Annotated in this window: 18 protein-coding genes; 12 read left to right on the plus strand and 6 right to left on the minus strand. The window is 68.6% G+C overall.

The genetic code is table 11. The features are described from left to right. Window positions 1–109 precede the first annotated feature (109 nt). On the minus strand, window positions 110–619 hold the full coding sequence (locus ACIBG5_RS36835) for an HAD domain-containing protein (protein WP_396396323.1): 510 nt from the start codon (window positions 617–619) through the stop codon (window positions 110–112). Between the two features lie 67 nt (window positions 620–686). On the opposite strand from ACIBG5_RS36835, the gene xseA reads away from it, so the two are divergent. The 5 genes from xseA (at window position 687) to ACIBG5_RS36860 (ending at window position 5301) form a co-directional block, all read left to right on the plus strand. Beyond that, entirely contained in the window at window positions 687–1907 is a 1221-nt protein-coding gene (gene xseA, locus ACIBG5_RS36840) for an exodeoxyribonuclease VII large subunit (protein ID WP_396396325.1), read from the plus strand. Between the two features lie 17 nt (window positions 1908–1924). Then, window positions 1925–2119 carry an exodeoxyribonuclease VII small subunit gene (locus ACIBG5_RS36845; RefSeq protein WP_131516650.1) on the plus strand — a complete coding sequence of 65 codons (195 nt, stop codon included), beginning with the start codon at window positions 1925–1927 and terminating at the stop codon, window positions 2117–2119. A 116-nt stretch (window positions 2120–2235) separates the two neighbouring features. After that, window positions 2236–2625, plus strand: a complete 390-nt coding sequence (locus ACIBG5_RS36850) for a GNAT family N-acetyltransferase (protein WP_396396327.1) — start codon at window positions 2236–2238, stop codon at window positions 2623–2625. 117 nt (window positions 2626–2742) lie between these two features. Further along, window positions 2743–3669, plus strand: coding sequence for a hypothetical protein (locus tag ACIBG5_RS36855; protein WP_396396329.1), 927 nt, complete (start codon window positions 2743–2745; stop codon window positions 3667–3669). A gap of 39 nt (window positions 3670–3708) precedes the next feature. Beyond that, window positions 3709–5301, plus strand: coding sequence for an SMI1/KNR4 family protein (locus tag ACIBG5_RS36860; RefSeq protein WP_396396330.1), 1593 nt, complete (start codon window positions 3709–3711; stop codon window positions 5299–5301). Here ACIBG5_RS36860 and ACIBG5_RS36865 read toward each other — a convergent pair. Then, entirely contained in the window at window positions 5288–5926 is a 639-nt protein-coding gene (locus ACIBG5_RS36865; RefSeq protein WP_396396331.1) for a TetR/AcrR family transcriptional regulator, read from the minus strand. The two genes, ACIBG5_RS36860 and ACIBG5_RS36865, sit on opposite strands and share 14 nt — an antisense overlap. A gap of 120 nt (window positions 5927–6046) precedes the next feature. On the opposite strand from ACIBG5_RS36865, the gene ACIBG5_RS36870 reads away from it, so the two are divergent. Then, window positions 6047–6649, plus strand: a complete 603-nt coding sequence (locus ACIBG5_RS36870; RefSeq protein ID WP_396396333.1) for a flavodoxin family protein — start codon at window positions 6047–6049, stop codon at window positions 6647–6649. Beyond that, complete coding sequence (locus ACIBG5_RS36875) at window positions 6649–6969, plus strand: DMT family transporter (RefSeq protein WP_396396335.1); 321 nt, start codon at window positions 6649–6651, stop codon at window positions 6967–6969. Before ACIBG5_RS36870 ends, ACIBG5_RS36875 begins: the two co-directional genes overlap by 1 nt. Window positions 6970–6976: 7 nt before the next feature. Here the strand turns inward: ACIBG5_RS36875 and ACIBG5_RS36880 are convergent, their stop codons facing one another. Beyond that, complete coding sequence (locus ACIBG5_RS36880; protein WP_396396336.1) at window positions 6977–7669, minus strand: NTP transferase domain-containing protein; 693 nt, start codon at window positions 7667–7669, stop codon at window positions 6977–6979. Window positions 7670–7825: 156 nt separating this feature from the next. Continuing rightward, window positions 7826–8437 (minus strand): DUF4245 domain-containing protein, encoded by a 612-nt coding sequence (locus tag ACIBG5_RS36885; RefSeq protein ID WP_396396337.1) that lies wholly within the window; start codon window positions 8435–8437, stop codon window positions 7826–7828. A 60-nt stretch (window positions 8438–8497) separates the two neighbouring features. Here ACIBG5_RS36885 and glpX point away from each other — a divergent pair, with 60 nt between their 5' ends. The 3 genes from glpX to ACIBG5_RS36900 are packed head-to-tail and all read left to right on the plus strand — an operon-like array spanning window position 8498 to window position 10948. Continuing rightward, the gene (glpX, locus tag ACIBG5_RS36890) at window positions 8498–9532 is read left to right on the plus strand and encodes a class II fructose-bisphosphatase (RefSeq protein WP_396396339.1); all 1035 of its coding nucleotides are present in this window, start codon (window positions 8498–8500) and stop codon (window positions 9530–9532) included. Next, window positions 9529–10476 (plus strand): carbohydrate kinase, encoded by a 948-nt coding sequence (locus tag ACIBG5_RS36895; RefSeq protein WP_396396341.1) that lies wholly within the window; start codon window positions 9529–9531, stop codon window positions 10474–10476. The genes glpX and ACIBG5_RS36895 overlap by 4 nt, the downstream gene beginning before the upstream one ends. 1 nt (window position 10477) lies before the next feature. After that, complete coding sequence (locus ACIBG5_RS36900; protein ID WP_360441663.1) at window positions 10478–10948, plus strand: hypothetical protein; 471 nt, start codon at window positions 10478–10480, stop codon at window positions 10946–10948. Here ACIBG5_RS36900 and ACIBG5_RS36905 read toward each other — a convergent pair. Further along, window positions 10945–11613: a FadR/GntR family transcriptional regulator gene (locus tag ACIBG5_RS36905; protein WP_396396343.1), complete on the minus strand. Its 669-nt coding sequence runs from the start codon at window positions 11611–11613 to the stop codon at window positions 10945–10947. The genes ACIBG5_RS36900 and ACIBG5_RS36905 overlap by 4 nt on opposite strands. 210 nt (window positions 11614–11823) lie before the next feature. Here ACIBG5_RS36905 and ACIBG5_RS36910 point away from each other — a divergent pair, with 210 nt between their 5' ends. Together ACIBG5_RS36910 and ACIBG5_RS36915 are read left to right on the plus strand one after the other, a co-directional pair. Continuing rightward, window positions 11824–13197: a 2-isopropylmalate synthase gene (locus ACIBG5_RS36910; RefSeq protein ID WP_396396345.1), complete on the plus strand. Its 1374-nt coding sequence runs from the start codon at window positions 11824–11826 to the stop codon at window positions 13195–13197. Beyond that, entirely contained in the window at window positions 13185–13952 is a 768-nt protein-coding gene (locus tag ACIBG5_RS36915; RefSeq protein WP_396396346.1) for an ABC transporter ATP-binding protein, read from the plus strand. The genes ACIBG5_RS36910 and ACIBG5_RS36915 overlap by 13 nt, the downstream gene beginning before the upstream one ends. Here the strand turns inward: ACIBG5_RS36915 and ACIBG5_RS36920 are convergent, their stop codons facing one another. Next, window positions 13953–14657 carry a DUF1707 domain-containing protein gene (locus ACIBG5_RS36920; RefSeq protein WP_396396347.1) on the minus strand — a complete coding sequence of 235 codons (705 nt, stop codon included), beginning with the start codon at window positions 14655–14657 and terminating at the stop codon, window positions 13953–13955. Between the last annotated feature and the right edge of the window lie 120 nt (window positions 14658–14777).

Genomic DNA, 14777 nt, shown 5'->3' on the forward strand with positions numbered 1-14777 from the left:
GTCACGGCAGCCCGAGCCGACCGGATTTGTGTGAACAGTGTCACGAAGACAAGTCGAGGAGCCGTCCGCCCTGTCCGGACGGCTCCCCCGTGGGAGGTGTTCCAATGCTTCAAGGATGCGGGGGAATCGCGTTGTCCGCAAAGGATTTTCCGTCGGCCCAGGTCCGGATCGCTGCGAAATCCGTTGCCGTCAGCCCGGTTCGCGGGTCCACCTGATGCACCAACTGGTGGTCGCGGTGGAAGAACCTCTCGTCGTCGGAGTCCACATCGTCGTCGATCCAGACGAACGGGCGATCCCCCACCCAGTCCGCGACGTACGGCGTCTTCAACGATCCGCGGCGTACCGGCGTACGGTCCGGCCAGAGGATCGTCGGGAGATCTCTTGGCAGGCCGAGCAACGGGGACAGCAGGCGGTTGGCGCCGTGTTCCCAGCTGGTGGCCCAGACGAGGTCGAAGGTGCGGGCGAGCGCGTTCAACTCCACCCCGTGCTGCGGGTTGATGCGCACCACCCAGGTCCTCTCCCCCTCGACGATTTCGTGCCGCACGTATCCAGGCGGAGTCCCCGGCGCCCGGTACGGATTCAGCGGACCGTCGAAATCGAGCAGCAGTAACGGACGCATCAGGCAACGCTAAGTGATCCGCGTGCGTCGCGCGGGGTTTGTCGGCGCGGGGTCGTAGGGTCTGGGGGTGGCTTTGGAGACCTCACCGGATGCGCCTGCGGCCGTTCGCACGATTGCGAACGGGATCGCCAGCTGGATCAACCAGCTCGGTGCGGTGTGGGTCGAGGGCCAGCTGACCGACGTGTCGATCGGGCGCGGTACGACGACGGTGTTCGGCACACTGCGCGACACCGACGCGGACATCTCGCTGCGGTTCACCTGCAACCGGCGGGTGTTCGAGGCGGTCGATCCGCCGGTGACGGACGGGTCCCGCGTGGTGGTGAACGCGAAGCCGAACTTCTTCGCCCGCCGCGGCACGCTCGCGCTGGCGGTCAACGAGATCCGGCACGTCGGCATCGGCGAACTGCTGGCCCGGATCGAGCGGCTCAAACAGCTGCTCGCGGCCGAGGGACTGTTCGCGGCGTACCGGAAGAAGAAGCTGCCGTTCCTGCCGCACACGATCGGGCTGATCTGTGGTCGCGATTCCGCGGCGGAGCGCGACGTACTGGAGAACGCGAAGCGGCGGTGGCCGGCGGTGGCGTTCCGGATCGAGTACGCGTCGGTGCAGGGGCCGGCGGCGGCCGGTGAGGTGATGACCGCGCTGCGGAAGCTGGACGCGGACGACTCGGTCGAGGTGATCGTGATCGCGCGCGGCGGCGGGTCGCTGGAGGATCTGCTGCCGTTCTCGGACGAGGGACTGATCCGCGCGGTGTCGCAGGCGCGGACGCCGATCGTGAGCGCGATCGGGCACGAGCCGGACTCGCCGCTGCTCGACCTGGTCGCCGATCTGCGCGCCTCGACTCCAACGGACGCGGCGAAGCGGATCGTTCCCGACGTACGCGAGGAGCTCGACGGTGTTCGGCAGTTGCGCGAGCGCGGGCTGCGGGCAGTCACTTCGTGGCTCGATCGGGAGATGCACGCGCTGGCGGCGATTCGGAGCCGGCCGTCGCTCGCGGCGCCGGTGACGGACCTGCAACGGCGGTCCGACGAGGTCGCGGCGCTGATCGAGCGGAGCCGGCGGACTCTGACGCACCGGCTGGATCGGGCGAGCGACGACATCACCCACCGGCTGGCGAGCGTACGGGCGTTGTCCCCGAAGGCGACGCTGGAGCGCGGGTACTCGGTGCTCCAACTGGCCGACGGGACCGCGGTCCGGGAAGTGGCGCAAGTGGCGCCAGGAGATCTGTTGCAGGCGCGGGTGACCGACGGCCGATTCGCAGTCGAAGTCAAGTCCGAGGAGAACACGTGAGCGGCGACCGTCCCGACATGACGTATGAGCAGGCCCGGGAAGAGCTGGTCGAGGTGGTCCGCAAGCTCGAAGCCGGCGGCACCACTCTCGAGGAGTCCCTCGCGCTGTGGGAACGCGGCGAAGAACTGGCCGCCACCTGCCAACGCTGGCTGGACGGCGCCCGCGAACGCCTGGCCAAAGCCCAAGCCGCCCACGAGGAGAAATCCAACTGAGCACACCGGCCGTCCGAGCGGCACAAGAAGAAGACCTGCTGCCGGCCGCAAAGGCCCGGGTTGCCAGCTGGCGCGCCGCCTTCACCGGCCTCGTCCCCCAGGACTTCCTCGACGCGATGGATCCTGCGGCCATCGCCGCATCCTGGTCCGAGAGCATCGCCGCCGGCCGCTCCCGCCTGTACGTCGCCTCGATCGGCGACCAGATCGCCGGGTACGCGGGAGTCGGTCCCGAACGCGATTGCGAAGCCCCGCCTGGCACCGGCGAGCTCTACGCGCTGTTCGTCCACCCGGATCACTGGGGCACCGGCGCCGGGCGAGCCCTGACTGATGCAGCAGTGGCCGATCTGCGCGACCACGGCTGCACAGAGGTTTGGCTGTGGGTGCTTGAGGCAAATACTCGGGCACGGCGGTTCTATGCGCGCTATGGATTCACCGAGAGGGCCGACCGGACGTACTCGTCGTTGAACGACCTGCCGGAGATCAGGCTGTCGCTCGCTCGCCGGTGACCTGGCGGGCTACTACGGTAAACCCTTCCCCGGATTCGGGCGGACGTTGGCAAATACTGCCGTCGCGCCCGTTTCCCTTGCAGGCAACGCAATTCATCCGCCGGAGGTTTGTCGTAGATGGTGATCGCGCTCATCGTGGTCGGAGTACTGGTGCTCGGCCTGGCCGGGTTCGTGGTGTGGTTCCTGAAGATCCGTGATCCGCTCAAGGGCGAGGACTTCTACAAGTTCCACGTCGAGCAGAAGTGGCTGTGGGAACTGACACTGACGCCTGAGCAGGAGAAGGCGTTCATGGCCGGCCTGGAGGCGTACGACGACGATCGCGGCTGCTACCCGATGCGGTCGGAGGGTCTCCTGCGGGTCTACAGCCCGATGATGCTCATCTCCCTGTACTCCCTGACCGAGCAGTTCGCCGCGATGGGACCGGCGGCATTGCAGGATCCCGCCCGCGCCGTCCACGACCTGGTGATGCGGGCCGCCGAGGGCGAGGTCGACGGCGTTCTCTACTACAACGACGAGTGGATGGGCGAGGACGTCACCGAGGTCGACGGCCTGGACAAGTACGCCTTCACCGACGCGATGATGTCCGCGACATTCGCCCAGGGGGTCGACCACGAGTTCGCCGGCGGTTATGCCGATGAGAACAAGGGCTACCTGACCATGGGCGTTCTCACCAAGAATCCCGAGCACGTGGAGCGGATGTACCAGGAAGCGTCTGCCCTCGCGGGTGAGCCGACGGAGTACCGCAACCGGCTGGACGTCATGAAGGACGTGATGACACCGGAGAGTCCGGAGTACGTCGCCGCCTTCGACCGGGCCGAGGCGGAGAAGAGCAAGTACATCAACACGCTGGTCTTCTGCTTCGAGCGAGTTGTCGAGCACTACCGCGACCTGAGGCCGCAGATGGAGTACGCCGAGCCCAAGGACGTACTGTCCGTCGTGATGGCACGCATGCTCGAGGACGACCTGCGCGGACACACGTGGACGCGGCCACCATCGGACGAGCAGCGGAACCTGGCCCTTGCGCTCTTGAGCAACCGAAGCTGAGCAGCAGTGGACAAGGATCGTGAAGGTGCTCTGTCGGCTGTGCTCACACAGCTGGCCGAGGAGATCGCCGAGGCCGCTCCTCGGGGCTGGAAGCGTGCGGAGCTGCACGGGTACGCGGTCGGCCAGGGCGGAACCGGACACCGCGGCTTCTGGTTCGAGCCGAAGGAGCTGAACGAGTACGGCGCGAACGACATCGACGTGCACGGCGGCATGACAGCCGTCCACACGTTGATGGAGGCGGCAGAACACCTCACGATCGATCTGGAGCTGGAATCCCGCGGTCGCTACCGCGCTGTCCTGAGCGAGCGACTCGATCGCGCCGATGACCGCGGGTTCCGCTACCTGGTGGACAAGGAGTCCGAGCCGCCCGAGCCCCGGGCAGCTCCCAGCGACGCCGCCGAGGCCGGAGATGCCGTCGAGGCTGTTGCCTTGTTCAACGAATACCGCCGGCGGCTCGAGGATCTGCTCGGCCCGTCGTCCAACGAACTGCCGCCACCCCTGCCCGCAACAAGTGTCCCGCTACCACGGGATCTCAGCGCTCTGTACGCCGTAGTCGACGGTGACGGCGGACGGGGCATGCTCCATGGATTCGGCTGGTTCGGCCTCGACACGCTGGAACATTTCGCCGATCAGGACGAACGGTGGTGGGTCACGCATGGATGGCAGCGCTACGTCGACTCCTATTCGTTCGTCAAGGACTACGGGCCGCCGGGTGCCGTCCGTCGGCTCGCGGACCATCCGGCGTGGATCCCCTTCGCCACCGACACGTTCGGGAACTATCTCGCAGTCGACATGGCGCCCGGTCCCAACGGTCGGCCCGGTCAGGTCATCCTGATCGGGCGGTCGTACTACCGCGGCCCGGTCTATGTCGCGGACTCGGTGACCGAGCTGCTGCGCCGGCACGTGGACGCGTTGGTCTCCGATCGCGTCGAGCGCGATGACGACGAAGGGCTGTGGATCAACGCCGGCGACGTCAGTCAGTACGAACGCCAGTACGACGAGAACTGCACGCTCGAGCTGACCGGAAGGGACGCGGCACCGGTGACCAGCCTCACCGCGGAGCTTCGCGAACTGTCTGTGCACAACGCGCCGTGGGTCGACCTGCGGCCGGTGGGTGCGGCGCCGGCACTGCAGAAGTTCTCTGTCCGCAATGTCGCCGGTGTCGACCTCTCACCGTTGCTCGCGACGCCTGTCGAGGTACTCGACCTCGGCACCGACACCATCGACCTGTCCGGGCTACGGGGTCACCCGACCGTGAGTCAGGTCGTTCTGCGCAGTGAGAAACCGATCGATCTCCTGCCGCTGGCGTCCTGCCCTTCCTTGTACGCGCTCGATCTCACCGACGCGCCCGCCGCGGAGCAGTTCTCGCTCGGACACCTCACGGGACTGCGGTACCTCAGGATGCAACGCCTGCAGTGGAAGGATTTCCTGTCCCACCAGACGATTCCGCCGAGGTTGGCGGTCGCGGAACTCGCCGAGGAACCGCTCGAGGAACGCAAGCACTACTGGTCGTTCGCCAACGCCTACAAACCCCGCCGGCCGACGCTGGACGACGCCCTCGAATGGGCCGGACAGCTCACCCGGAACGCCACCGGCATCGTGACGATCACGGGCAGATTCACACGCCGCTGACCGCGCCCAGCAGGCTGGTCGTTGCGGTGTGAAGCCCGGACTTGATGCGTGCGAGGTCGAAGCCCTGGTCGCGGAGGGATTTGTGCAGGTCGGCGGCCAGCGGAGCCAGGACCAGGTGTGCGGTGTAGTCGGCGTCGAGGTCCGGGCGGACTTCCTCGATCAGCAGGGCCAGGTGCCGGCGCCAGAGATTGTAGGAGCCGATTCGGTAGCGAGCGCCGTCTGAGGCGTTCTCGCTGTCCATGAAGAGCTCGACGTGACGGTCCAGCAGGTCGAGGTACGCGTCGAGGAAGGCGATCACCCGGAGGACCGGCGCCGCGCCCGGGCCGAGCGGCGGTGGGCCGCTCAGGATCTTCGCCTGCAACTCCTGCTCGCGTTCGTCGAGCAGTGCGACCGCCAGGCCTGCGCGGTCGCCGAAGCGGCGGAAGACCGTCCCCTTGCCGACACCTGCCGCCGCCGCGATCGCGTCCAGCGACACGTTCTTCACGCCCTGCTCGGTGAACAGCCGATCGGCCGCCTCGAGCACCCGGAGCCGGTTCCGGCGGGCGTCGGCGCGCTCCGGGCGCGGCTCCCCGACGACCGGCAGCTTCCGTTGTAAAGCGGACCGCGGTCCGGTACTGTCGCTCATAAGACGGACTGTAGTCCGCTAAAGTCCCTGGAGGAAGAACATGAACGAGCGAAGCGAGTTCATCATCAAACACAGTGCATCTCGTGTCTCATCGGCGCCCGGAGCGAAGCGAGGACGTCGATGAGCAACATGTCCGCCCGGATCGCGATCGCGTATCACTCCGGGTTCGGCCATACCGCGAAGCAGGCCGAGGCGGTCGCCGCCGGCGCCGCATCGGTGCCCGGCACCGTGACAGACCTGGTTCTGCTGGATGAGCTGACCGACGACATCTGGGACCGGCTCGCCGCCGCGGATGCGATCATCTTCGGCGCTCCGACGTACTTCGGCAGCCCTAGCGCTGTCTTCAAGGCGTTCGCGGAGGCCAGCGTGAAGATCTGGGCGGCCGACCTGGGCTGGCGGGACAAGATCGCCGCCGGGTTCACCAACTCGAAGGCGATGTCCGGCGACAAGCTGAACAGCCTGGTCGACCTGGCCGTGTTCGCCGCGCAGCACGGGATGATCTGGGTCGGACTCGATCTCTACCCCGGCTGGGCGGAGTCGACCGCGAGCATCGAGGATCTCAACCGGCTCGGCAGCTGGCTGGGGGCGATGGCACAGTCCGACGCGGATCTCTCGGCCGAGAAGGCGCCGCCGGCGACCGATCTGCGGACTGCGGCGGCTCTCGGCGCGCGAGTCGCGACCGTCACGCAGCGGCATCTGCGCGGAGGAGCGCTGGCGGCCTGATGGCGTGGTTGGTACTCCTCGCGGCGGCCGCGTTCGAGATCGCGTTCGCGCTCAGCCTGAAACCGAGCGACGGATTCAGCCGGCTGTGGCCGACGGTCGGCGTACTCGTCTTCGGCGTGATCTCCGTCGTTCTGCTGGCCAGGACGCTCGACCGCCTCCCGGTCGGTACGGCGTACGCGGTGTGGACCGGGCTCGGCTCGATCGGCGTGGTCACGTTGGGCATCGTGCTGTTCGACGAGCCGGTCACCCCCGCTCGCCTGGCCTGCATCGCCCTGATCGTCGCGGGCGTGGTGGGACTGCGGCTGGTGGGGGCGGACTAGGTCGGCGTCAGGACGCGGTACGACGGCGGCGGCGGGGACGCGTGGGGAGTGGGACGGGGTGCGCGTCGTCGATCGGGGCGTCCTCGAAGGCGCCGGGAGTGAACGCGCCGAGGGCCGGCGTGTGGCCGGAGACCAGGCGGCGGTAGTCGTCCCAGGTCCCGGCCCGCGCCGGAATGTTGCCGATGGCATCGACCTGGGTGAGGGGGTAGCGGCCGCCCTCGATCAGGTCCCACAGGTCGTCGTCGCTGCGCAGTTGCCGCAGCTGTCCGAACAACTCCCGGCCGAACCAGCACGGGTGCCCGTGGCCGTCGTCGTACCGGCAGACGCCGATCGGGGTGGCCGGCCCGGCGACCTCGGCGACCAGAGACCACACGGTGGCCGAGGTCACACCCGGCTGGTCCCCGAGCATCACCACGATGCCGTCGGTCCGGCGATCGACCGCGTCCAGGGCGGGCACGGTCGACGAACTGCCGGTGTCCGCGTGCGGTGAGTCCACCACCCGCACACCGTCCAGGTCGACCCGGTCGCGGATCTGGTCCGCGGCACTGCCCAGCGTCACGATCAGCTGGTCGAAACCGCAGGTCCGGGCGACATCCAGAGTCGCGCCGAGCAGCGTGTCGCCGTGATAAGCGAGTAATTGCCTGGGTACGCCGAGGTGCGGCGAACTGTCGGCGGCAAGCAGGAGCCCCGTGACGAACATCGGCGCATCAACTCCCCGCCCGGGAGAGCGCAACCACGTGAGGCTCCTTCGCACTCTTCCCCGAGCGTGTAAACAGCCGAAAAACGATGGAAACCCGAACCCGGCAGATGTGTCAACGACCGTCCGGAACGCGGTCAGGAAAACGCGCGAAAACGGTCAGCGCAACGCCGAAGCAAACGCTTCAAGGGCGGGATATCCGGCATTCCCGGTCACGATCGTGGTGGCGCCGGACCCCACCAGGACCAAGGCGTTCTCCTGTTTGCGGTCGAGCAGCACCTTGCGTTGCCAGGTGACGCCGCTGAGGGTCGACGTACCGTCGTCGGAGGTCCGGCCGAGTTTGTCGGACTGGAATTTCCCGCCGGTGACATTGGACTGCTCGAGGCCGACGTACTTCTTCTCGTTCGTGACGGTGCCGAGGTGCCAGGTGATCGGAGCCTGCTCAGGGGTGCGGAATTCCACGCTGGTCGCGGTCCAGCCGGACGGCATCGGCTCCGGTCCGCGGACCCAGGGGGCGACCTGCTTCGCGTCCTCGAGCTGGGCCGTGTACTCGACCGCCTTGACCTGCTCGTGCTTCGGCCGCCAGGTGACGATCATCAGGAACGCGACCACGATGAAGCAGGCCAGCAGCGCCCAGACCATGTTCGTCAGCGTGCGCGCCTTGGCCCGGTCCTTCTGGTTCTGCTCCCGGTAAGCGATCGCCTCGGCCCGCGCGCGGGCCTTCTCCCGCGCCTCCGCCTCGCTGGAAGCACCCTGACCTGTCGAACTCATGGCATGAGTGTCCCATCTCGCCGAAACGGCCGGAGACCGCGTTGGCTACCATCCGTTGGCATGAGTGACCCGACCACGCCACCTGCCCATCTGGAGGTCGAGGCGCACGCGCCTGACCGCAACCTCGCCCTCGAGCTGGTCCGGGTCACCGAGGCCGCGGCGATGGCGGCGGGCCGCTGGGTCGGGCGCGGCGACAAGAACCGCGCCGACGGCGCAGCGGTGAACGCGATGCGCACCCTGATCGGCACGGTCGGGATGAACGGCGTGGTGGTGATCGGCGAGGGCGAGAAGGACAACGCCCCGATGCTCTACAACGGCGAGCAGGTCGGTTCCGGCGACGGCCCGGAGTGCGATGTCGCGGTCGATCCGGTCGACGGTACGACGCTGGTTGCGAAGGGCATGGCCAACGGCATCGCGGTGATGGCGGTGTCGGCGCGGAACTCGATGTACGACCCGTCCGCGGTGTTCTACATGGAGAAGCTCGTGGTCGGCCCGGAGGCGGCCGATGTGGTCGACATCCGGCTGCCGGTCGGGGAGAACATCCGCCGGGTGGCGAAGGCGAAGGGCTCCACCGTCGACGACGTGACGGTCGTCGTTCTGGACCGGCCGCGGCATGAGGAACTGGCGGCGCAGATCCGGGCGGCCGGTGCGCGGATCAAGTTCATCAGCGACGGCGATGTGGCGGGCGCGGTCGAGGCGGCTCGGCCCGACACCGGTCTGGACATGCTCATCGGCATCGGCGGTACGCCGGAGGGCATCATCGCCGCGTGTGCGATGAAGTGCCTGGGCGGGCTGATCCAAGGCAGGCTCTGGCCGAAGGACGACGACGAACGACAGAAGGCGATCGACGCCGGCCATGACCTCGATCGGGTGCTCGACACCGACGACCTGGTCAGCGGCGACGACTGCTTCTTCGTCGCCACCGGAATCACGGAAGGCGAACTGCTGCGCGGCGTACGGTACGGCCGGTCCACCGCCCGCACCCACTCGCTGGTGATGCGCTCCCGCAGCGGCACCATCCGCAGCATCGAGAGCGTCCACCAACTCTCCAAGCTCCGCGCATACTCAGCCATCGACTTCGACCACGCCCGATGACGGCACCAATCCTCGTCATCGGTGAGGCTCTCGTGGACATTGTCGTGCCGGCGGCGCGGGCTCCACGCAACGGCAACGGCAAGAGCACTGCGACGCCGGGGGGCTTTGCGGCGAATGTGGCGGTTGGGCTGGCTCGGCTCGGGGTGCCGACCGAGTTGGTGGCGCGGTTCGGGACCGATCCGTACGGCGACCAGCTCGGGGCGCACCTGTTCGGGAACGGCGTGCAGCTCGCACCCGGCTCGGTGGACCCGAGTTTCCGGACGAGTACTGCGACCGCCACGCTCGATCCGGCCGGAGTCGCGTCGTACCAGTTCGACATCACCTGGGATCCGCCGGCGCTGTCGCGGCCGCGGGGGTGCCCGGCGATCCACACCGGTTCGATCGCGACCATGCTCGAGCCGGGCGCCGCAGCGATCCGCGAGTTCCTGCAGTCGGTCGCCGATCAGCCGGTCACGGTGACGCTGGACCCGAACGCGCGGCCGACGATCACCCCGGATCCGGTGCCGGCGTGGGCCGCCATCCGGAAGCTGGCCGCGTGGTCCGATCTGGTCAAGCTGAGCGACGAGGACTGCAGGTTCTTCCGGCCCGGAGCGTCGCCGGACGAGATCGCCGCCGAGTTGCTGAGCGCCGAGCGGACCCAGTGCGTGGTGATCACCCTCGGCGGGGACGGCGCGATCGGGATCAGCCGGGACGGGCGCGTCGAGGTGCCGGCGCCGGCGATCGAGGTGGTCGACACGGTCGGCGCGGGCGACTCGCTCATGTCGGCGCTCATCGCCGGGCTGAACGCGCGCGGGCTGCTCGGCGCGACGCGGCTGTCCGGGCTGACGGCCGAGGATCTGCGCGAGGTCGTCGACTACGCGGTGAAGGCGGCAGCGATCACCTGCACCCGCCATGGCGCCGACCCGCCGACCGCCGCGGAACACGCGGCGAAGTGGGGATCCTGACGTGTCCGCCGAGACCTGGACCTCCGAGCTGGAGTCCAAAGGCAGCGTGGTCTTCCCGCCACGCCGCGGACGGCTCACGATCCGGCTGGCCGGATTCGGTCTGCTGATGGTGCTGTCCGCGTGGACGAACGTCGACCACATCCGCGCGGGCGAGATGTCCGGGACGCTCGGCGTACTGCGGCTGACGGCGCTGGCCGCGTTCGTCTACGGCACCGGGCTCACGCTGTGGCAACTGATCACGAACCGCCCAGTCGTCAAGGTCGACGCCGACGGCATCAGCCGTGGCCGCAGCCTGCGCTGGTCCGGGATCACGAGCATCGACGATCCGGCCGGTCTGCCGGGAGTCCGGACGGTGCAGATCCGCCCGGCTGACCGGCGTACTCGACCGATCAGCATCCCGCAGGACAACGTCGAGGATCTCGACGCCCTCACGCCCTGGCTGCGATCACTCCACGACCAGCACCGCTCCTAGGAGACGGAGCTCCGGACCGCGCTGAGGTGTTCGCGGGACCGGGCGGCCGCAAGGTCCGGGTCGCGGTCGCGGATCGCGTCGGCGATCGCCACGTGGGCCGCCTGGTCATGCCGGTGCCGGTGCTGCTCATCCATCCGCAGCATGTCGATCATCGCCCGCCGGATCCGCGGCACGAACGTGTCGAACAGCTCCGTCAGTACGGCGTTGTGCGCGGCCGTGATCACGGCTCGATGGAACGCCAGGTCGGCCTCGACGTACCAGTCGTCCGGTGAGTTCTCCGACGCCCGCTTCCGGTCGGCGAGCGTGTAGCGGAACGCCTTGAGGTCGGCCGGCGTACGACGGGACGCCGCCAGCCTCGCCGCCTCGGTCTCGATCGCGAGCCGGCCCTCCAGTACGTCGGTGATGTCGGCGCGGCGCAGGACCTTGTCCCAGTCCTCCGAGGCCTGGTGCGCGATCACGAACACACCGGCGCCCTGCCGGCTCTCCAGCACCCGGCGGCCGGCCAACTCCCGGACCGCCTCACGGATCGTCGACCGGCCCACGCCGAGTTGCGCGGCCAGCGTGGTCTCGCCCGGCAGCTTCTGGCCGAGCGCCCACTCGCCGCTGCCGATCCGGCGGAGCAGCTCCTCGGCGGCCTGCTCGGCCAGTGGGTGACGGCGGATCATGCCGCTCAGTGTAGGCCCGCCGGGGTCCGGGAGTTCTCAGCTTGTCTGAGGAGTTGGTTTCGGGTTAGCGTGTCCACATGTCCTCGAACCTCCTGCTTGCGGGCCGCCTCCTTCTTGGCCGCCACGGCGGGAGCTGATTCGACCGGCACCCCCTCCGTGGAGTGCTCTCGCCTGCCGGTCCCGTCTCCCGCACGAGCCGAAGGACCCACCATGGACTGGAACCGCCAGCAGCACTCCCCCATGCCCAGCCACCGCTATCGCGACATCTTCGCCAAGGTCCCGGTCGCCCCGGTCGACCGCGAATGGCCGGACCGCCGGATCACCGCCGCACCGCTGTGGGTGCCGGTCGACCTGCGCGACGGCAACCAGGCACTGGCCGATCCGATGGACCCCGAGCGCAAGCGCCGCTTCTTCGAGCTGATGGTTGCCATGGGCTACAAAGAGATCGAGGTCGGCTACCCGTCCGCCTCGCAGACCGACTTCGACTTCGTCCGGCTGCTGGCCACGAGCGACCTCGTCCCGCCGGACGTCACGATCGTCGTCTTCACTCCGGCCCGGCCCGAGCTGATCGAGCGGACCGTCGAGTCGATCGCCGGGATGCGCGGCCAGGTCGTGATCCACATGTACGCCGCGACCGCGCCGGTGTGGCGGGACGTCGTGCTGCGTCGTACCCGGGACGAACTGGCGTCGCTCATCTACGCCGGAGCCGAGGACATCCTCAGGCTCGCGGGAGAGCAGGAGAACGTGCGCTTCCAGTTCTCACCGGAGGTGTACAACCTGACCGAGCCGGACTACATCCTCGAGCTGTCCGACCAGCTGACCAAGCGATGGGACGCGACTCCGCAGCGGCCGGTGGTCCTCAACCTGCCGGCCACGGTCGAGGTCGCGACGCCGAACGTGTACGCCGACCAGATCGAGTACATGGACAAGAACCTGCCGCGGCGCGACAGCGTGATCCTGTCCGTGCACCCACACAACGACCGCGGTACCGGCATCGCCTGCGCGGAGCTCGCCGTACTCGCCGGTGCGCAGCGGGTCGAGGGCTGCATCTTCGGCAACGGCGAACGCACCGGGAACGTCGACATTGCGACGCTCGCACTGAACCTGCACGCGCAGGGCGTCGACCCGATGGTCGACTTCTCCGCCATCGACCGGATCCGGGAGACGGTCGAGTACTGCACCCGGATGCCGATCCACCCGCGGCATCCGTACGTCGGTGAGCTCGTCTACACGGCGTTCTCCGGGACCCACCAGGATGCGATCCGGAAGGGGTTCGCGGACCATCACCGGCGGGCCGCGGAAGTCGGCGTACCGGCGTCGCAGCTGGCGTGGGATGTGCCGTATCTGCCGATCGACCCGGCGGACGTCGGGCGCGGGTACGAGGCCGTCGTCCGGGTGAACAGCCAGTCGGGGAAGGGTGGGATCGCGCATGTACTGGAGTCGTCGTACGGCGTGCGGATGAGCGCGACGGAAGAGGTCGAGTTCGCCCGGCACGTGCAGCGGCACACCGACGAGACCGGCCGGGAAGCGAGTGCGGTGGAGTTGAAGGCGCTTTACGAGGAGGTTTTCGGGTGCTCGAACTGAAGGACGTCGACTTCGTCCGGGACGGCAAACTGCTGCTCGGCGGGGTGTCCTTGACCGTCGGCGAGGGGGAACGCTGGGCGCTGCTCGGGCCGAACGGCGCGGGCAAGAGCACCCTGCTGAACCTCTGCGGCGCCATCACCCACCCGACCCGGGGCACGGTCGAGATCCTCGGCCGTCGCCTCGGCGCCGTCGACATCCGGACCCTGCGCGAGTCGATCGGGCACGTGAACCCACGCCATCCGCTGCGGTCGGCGCTGACGATCCGGCAGGTCGTCCTCACCGGTCTGACCGGGACGATCGAACTGATGCCGCGCTGGGAGCCGACGCCCGACCAGGACGCCCGGGCCGCGGAACTGGTCGAGCTGCTCGGGATCGGTACGCACCTCGATGCGTCCTGGACCAACCTGTCCCAGGGTGAACGCGGTCGCGCGCTGATCGCCCGTGCGCTGATCTCCGACCCGCGCCTACTGCTCCTGGACGAACCGACGACGGGGCTCGATGTCGCCGCCCGCGAACAACTCCTCGAAACCCTCGACCAGGTCCACGCCTCGCATCCCCACCTGGCGTCGATCCTCGTCACCCATCACCTCGAGGAGCTCCCGACCTCGACCACCCACTCGGCCCTCCTCCGCGAAGGCCGCCTCCTCACCGCCGGCCCCGCCGAAGACGTCCTCACCACCGCCCTGATCACCCGAACCTTCGCCCACCCCATCACCATCCACCGAACCGCCGGCCGCTGGCGAGCAACCGCCTAGCTAGCTCAGGCCGAGGCGTTTGCTGAGGCGGGGGCCTCGTTTGATCTTGATCTCGCCGAGGATGGCGGTGCCGCGGATGTGGAACGTGGTGGGGGTGGCGGGCGTGGTGGGGTCGGCGGCGGAGAGGGCGGATTCCTGTTCGGAGATCGAGCCGAGGATGGGGTTGCTGTCCAGGTGGACGATCGCGTTGCGCGGGACGCGGATCTTCACGTCGGCCAGGATCGACTTCACCTCGACGAAGACCTCGGCGGACGGGAGCTGGGCTTCGGTGTAGTCGAGGGTGACGTCGCCGAGGACGGCGTTGATCTCCTGGCGCTGCGGGACCAGCCAGTTGCCGGTGCGCTTCGTCTCCGACATGAACACGTTGATCACCGGGCCGGCCTCGACCATCGCCCCGCCGTAGTGCGGGCTCACGGCCGGCACACCCGACGCAGCCGGGACGCGCGGGCCGTTCGGCAGGTCCGCGGTGATCTCGACCAGTTCGCCGTACGTCTTGGAGGCGTACAGCTGCTCCAGCCGTTCCTCGAGCTCGGCGTACGACAGCCGGCCCTCGCCCGCGGCATCGCGCAGTACGTCGGCGACCTCCTCCCGCTCGAGGTCGGAGACCCGGCGGCGAAGCGCCAGCTCGTCACCCGTCGCCGGCGCGGGCTGCGCGGGCACCGAGTCCTGCGGTCGGTTGTCCTGGGGAACCTCATCCTGGGCCACGTCAGCACGATACGCGCGGACAGCACCACCCGCCGACGGGAATCTCCCCCGATTCACCCCTGATCCCGCCCCTGAGCCCGCCGGATAAAGTTGGCTCAGCCAGACCACATGCCATGGAGG

Source organism: Kribbella sp. NPDC050241 (assembly GCF_044459685.1).
In the GTDB taxonomy this organism is placed as follows: domain Bacteria; phylum Actinomycetota; class Actinomycetes; order Propionibacteriales; family Kribbellaceae; genus Kribbella.

What these genes read in the sequence shown, in the direction of transcription:
- ACIBG5_RS36835 (WP_396396323.1), bottom strand. Translation starts at nt 619, where the DNA reads ATGCGTCCGTTACTGCTGCTCGATTTCGACGGTCCGCTGAATCCGTAC.
- ACIBG5_RS36845 (WP_131516650.1), top strand. Translation starts at nt 1,925, where the DNA reads ATGACGTATGAGCAGGCCCGGGAAGAGCTGGTCGAGGTGGTCCGCAAG.
- ACIBG5_RS36850 (WP_396396327.1), top strand. Translation starts at nt 2,236, where the DNA reads ATGGATCCTGCGGCCATCGCCGCATCCTGGTCCGAGAGCATCGCCGCC.
- ACIBG5_RS36855 (WP_396396329.1), top strand. Translation starts at nt 2,743, where the DNA reads ATGGTGATCGCGCTCATCGTGGTCGGAGTACTGGTGCTCGGCCTGGCC.
- ACIBG5_RS36865 (WP_396396331.1), bottom strand. Translation starts at nt 5,926, where the DNA reads ATGAGCGACAGTACCGGACCGCGGTCCGCTTTACAACGGAAGCTGCCG.
- ACIBG5_RS36870 (WP_396396333.1), top strand. Translation starts at nt 6,047, where the DNA reads ATGAGCAACATGTCCGCCCGGATCGCGATCGCGTATCACTCCGGGTTC.
- ACIBG5_RS36875 (WP_396396335.1), top strand. Translation starts at nt 6,649, where the DNA reads ATGGCGTGGTTGGTACTCCTCGCGGCGGCCGCGTTCGAGATCGCGTTC.
- ACIBG5_RS36880 (WP_396396336.1), bottom strand. Translation starts at nt 7,669, where the DNA reads ATGTTCGTCACGGGGCTCCTGCTTGCCGCCGACAGTTCGCCGCACCTC.
- ACIBG5_RS36885 (WP_396396337.1), bottom strand. Translation starts at nt 8,437, where the DNA reads ATGAGTTCGACAGGTCAGGGTGCTTCCAGCGAGGCGGAGGCGCGGGAG.
- glpX (WP_396396339.1), top strand. Translation starts at nt 8,498, where the DNA reads ATGAGTGACCCGACCACGCCACCTGCCCATCTGGAGGTCGAGGCGCAC.
- ACIBG5_RS36895 (WP_396396341.1), top strand. Translation starts at nt 9,529, where the DNA reads ATGACGGCACCAATCCTCGTCATCGGTGAGGCTCTCGTGGACATTGTC.
- ACIBG5_RS36905 (WP_396396343.1), bottom strand. Translation starts at nt 11,613, where the DNA reads ATGATCCGCCGTCACCCACTGGCCGAGCAGGCCGCCGAGGAGCTGCTC.
- ACIBG5_RS36910 (WP_396396345.1), top strand. Translation starts at nt 11,824, where the DNA reads ATGGACTGGAACCGCCAGCAGCACTCCCCCATGCCCAGCCACCGCTAT.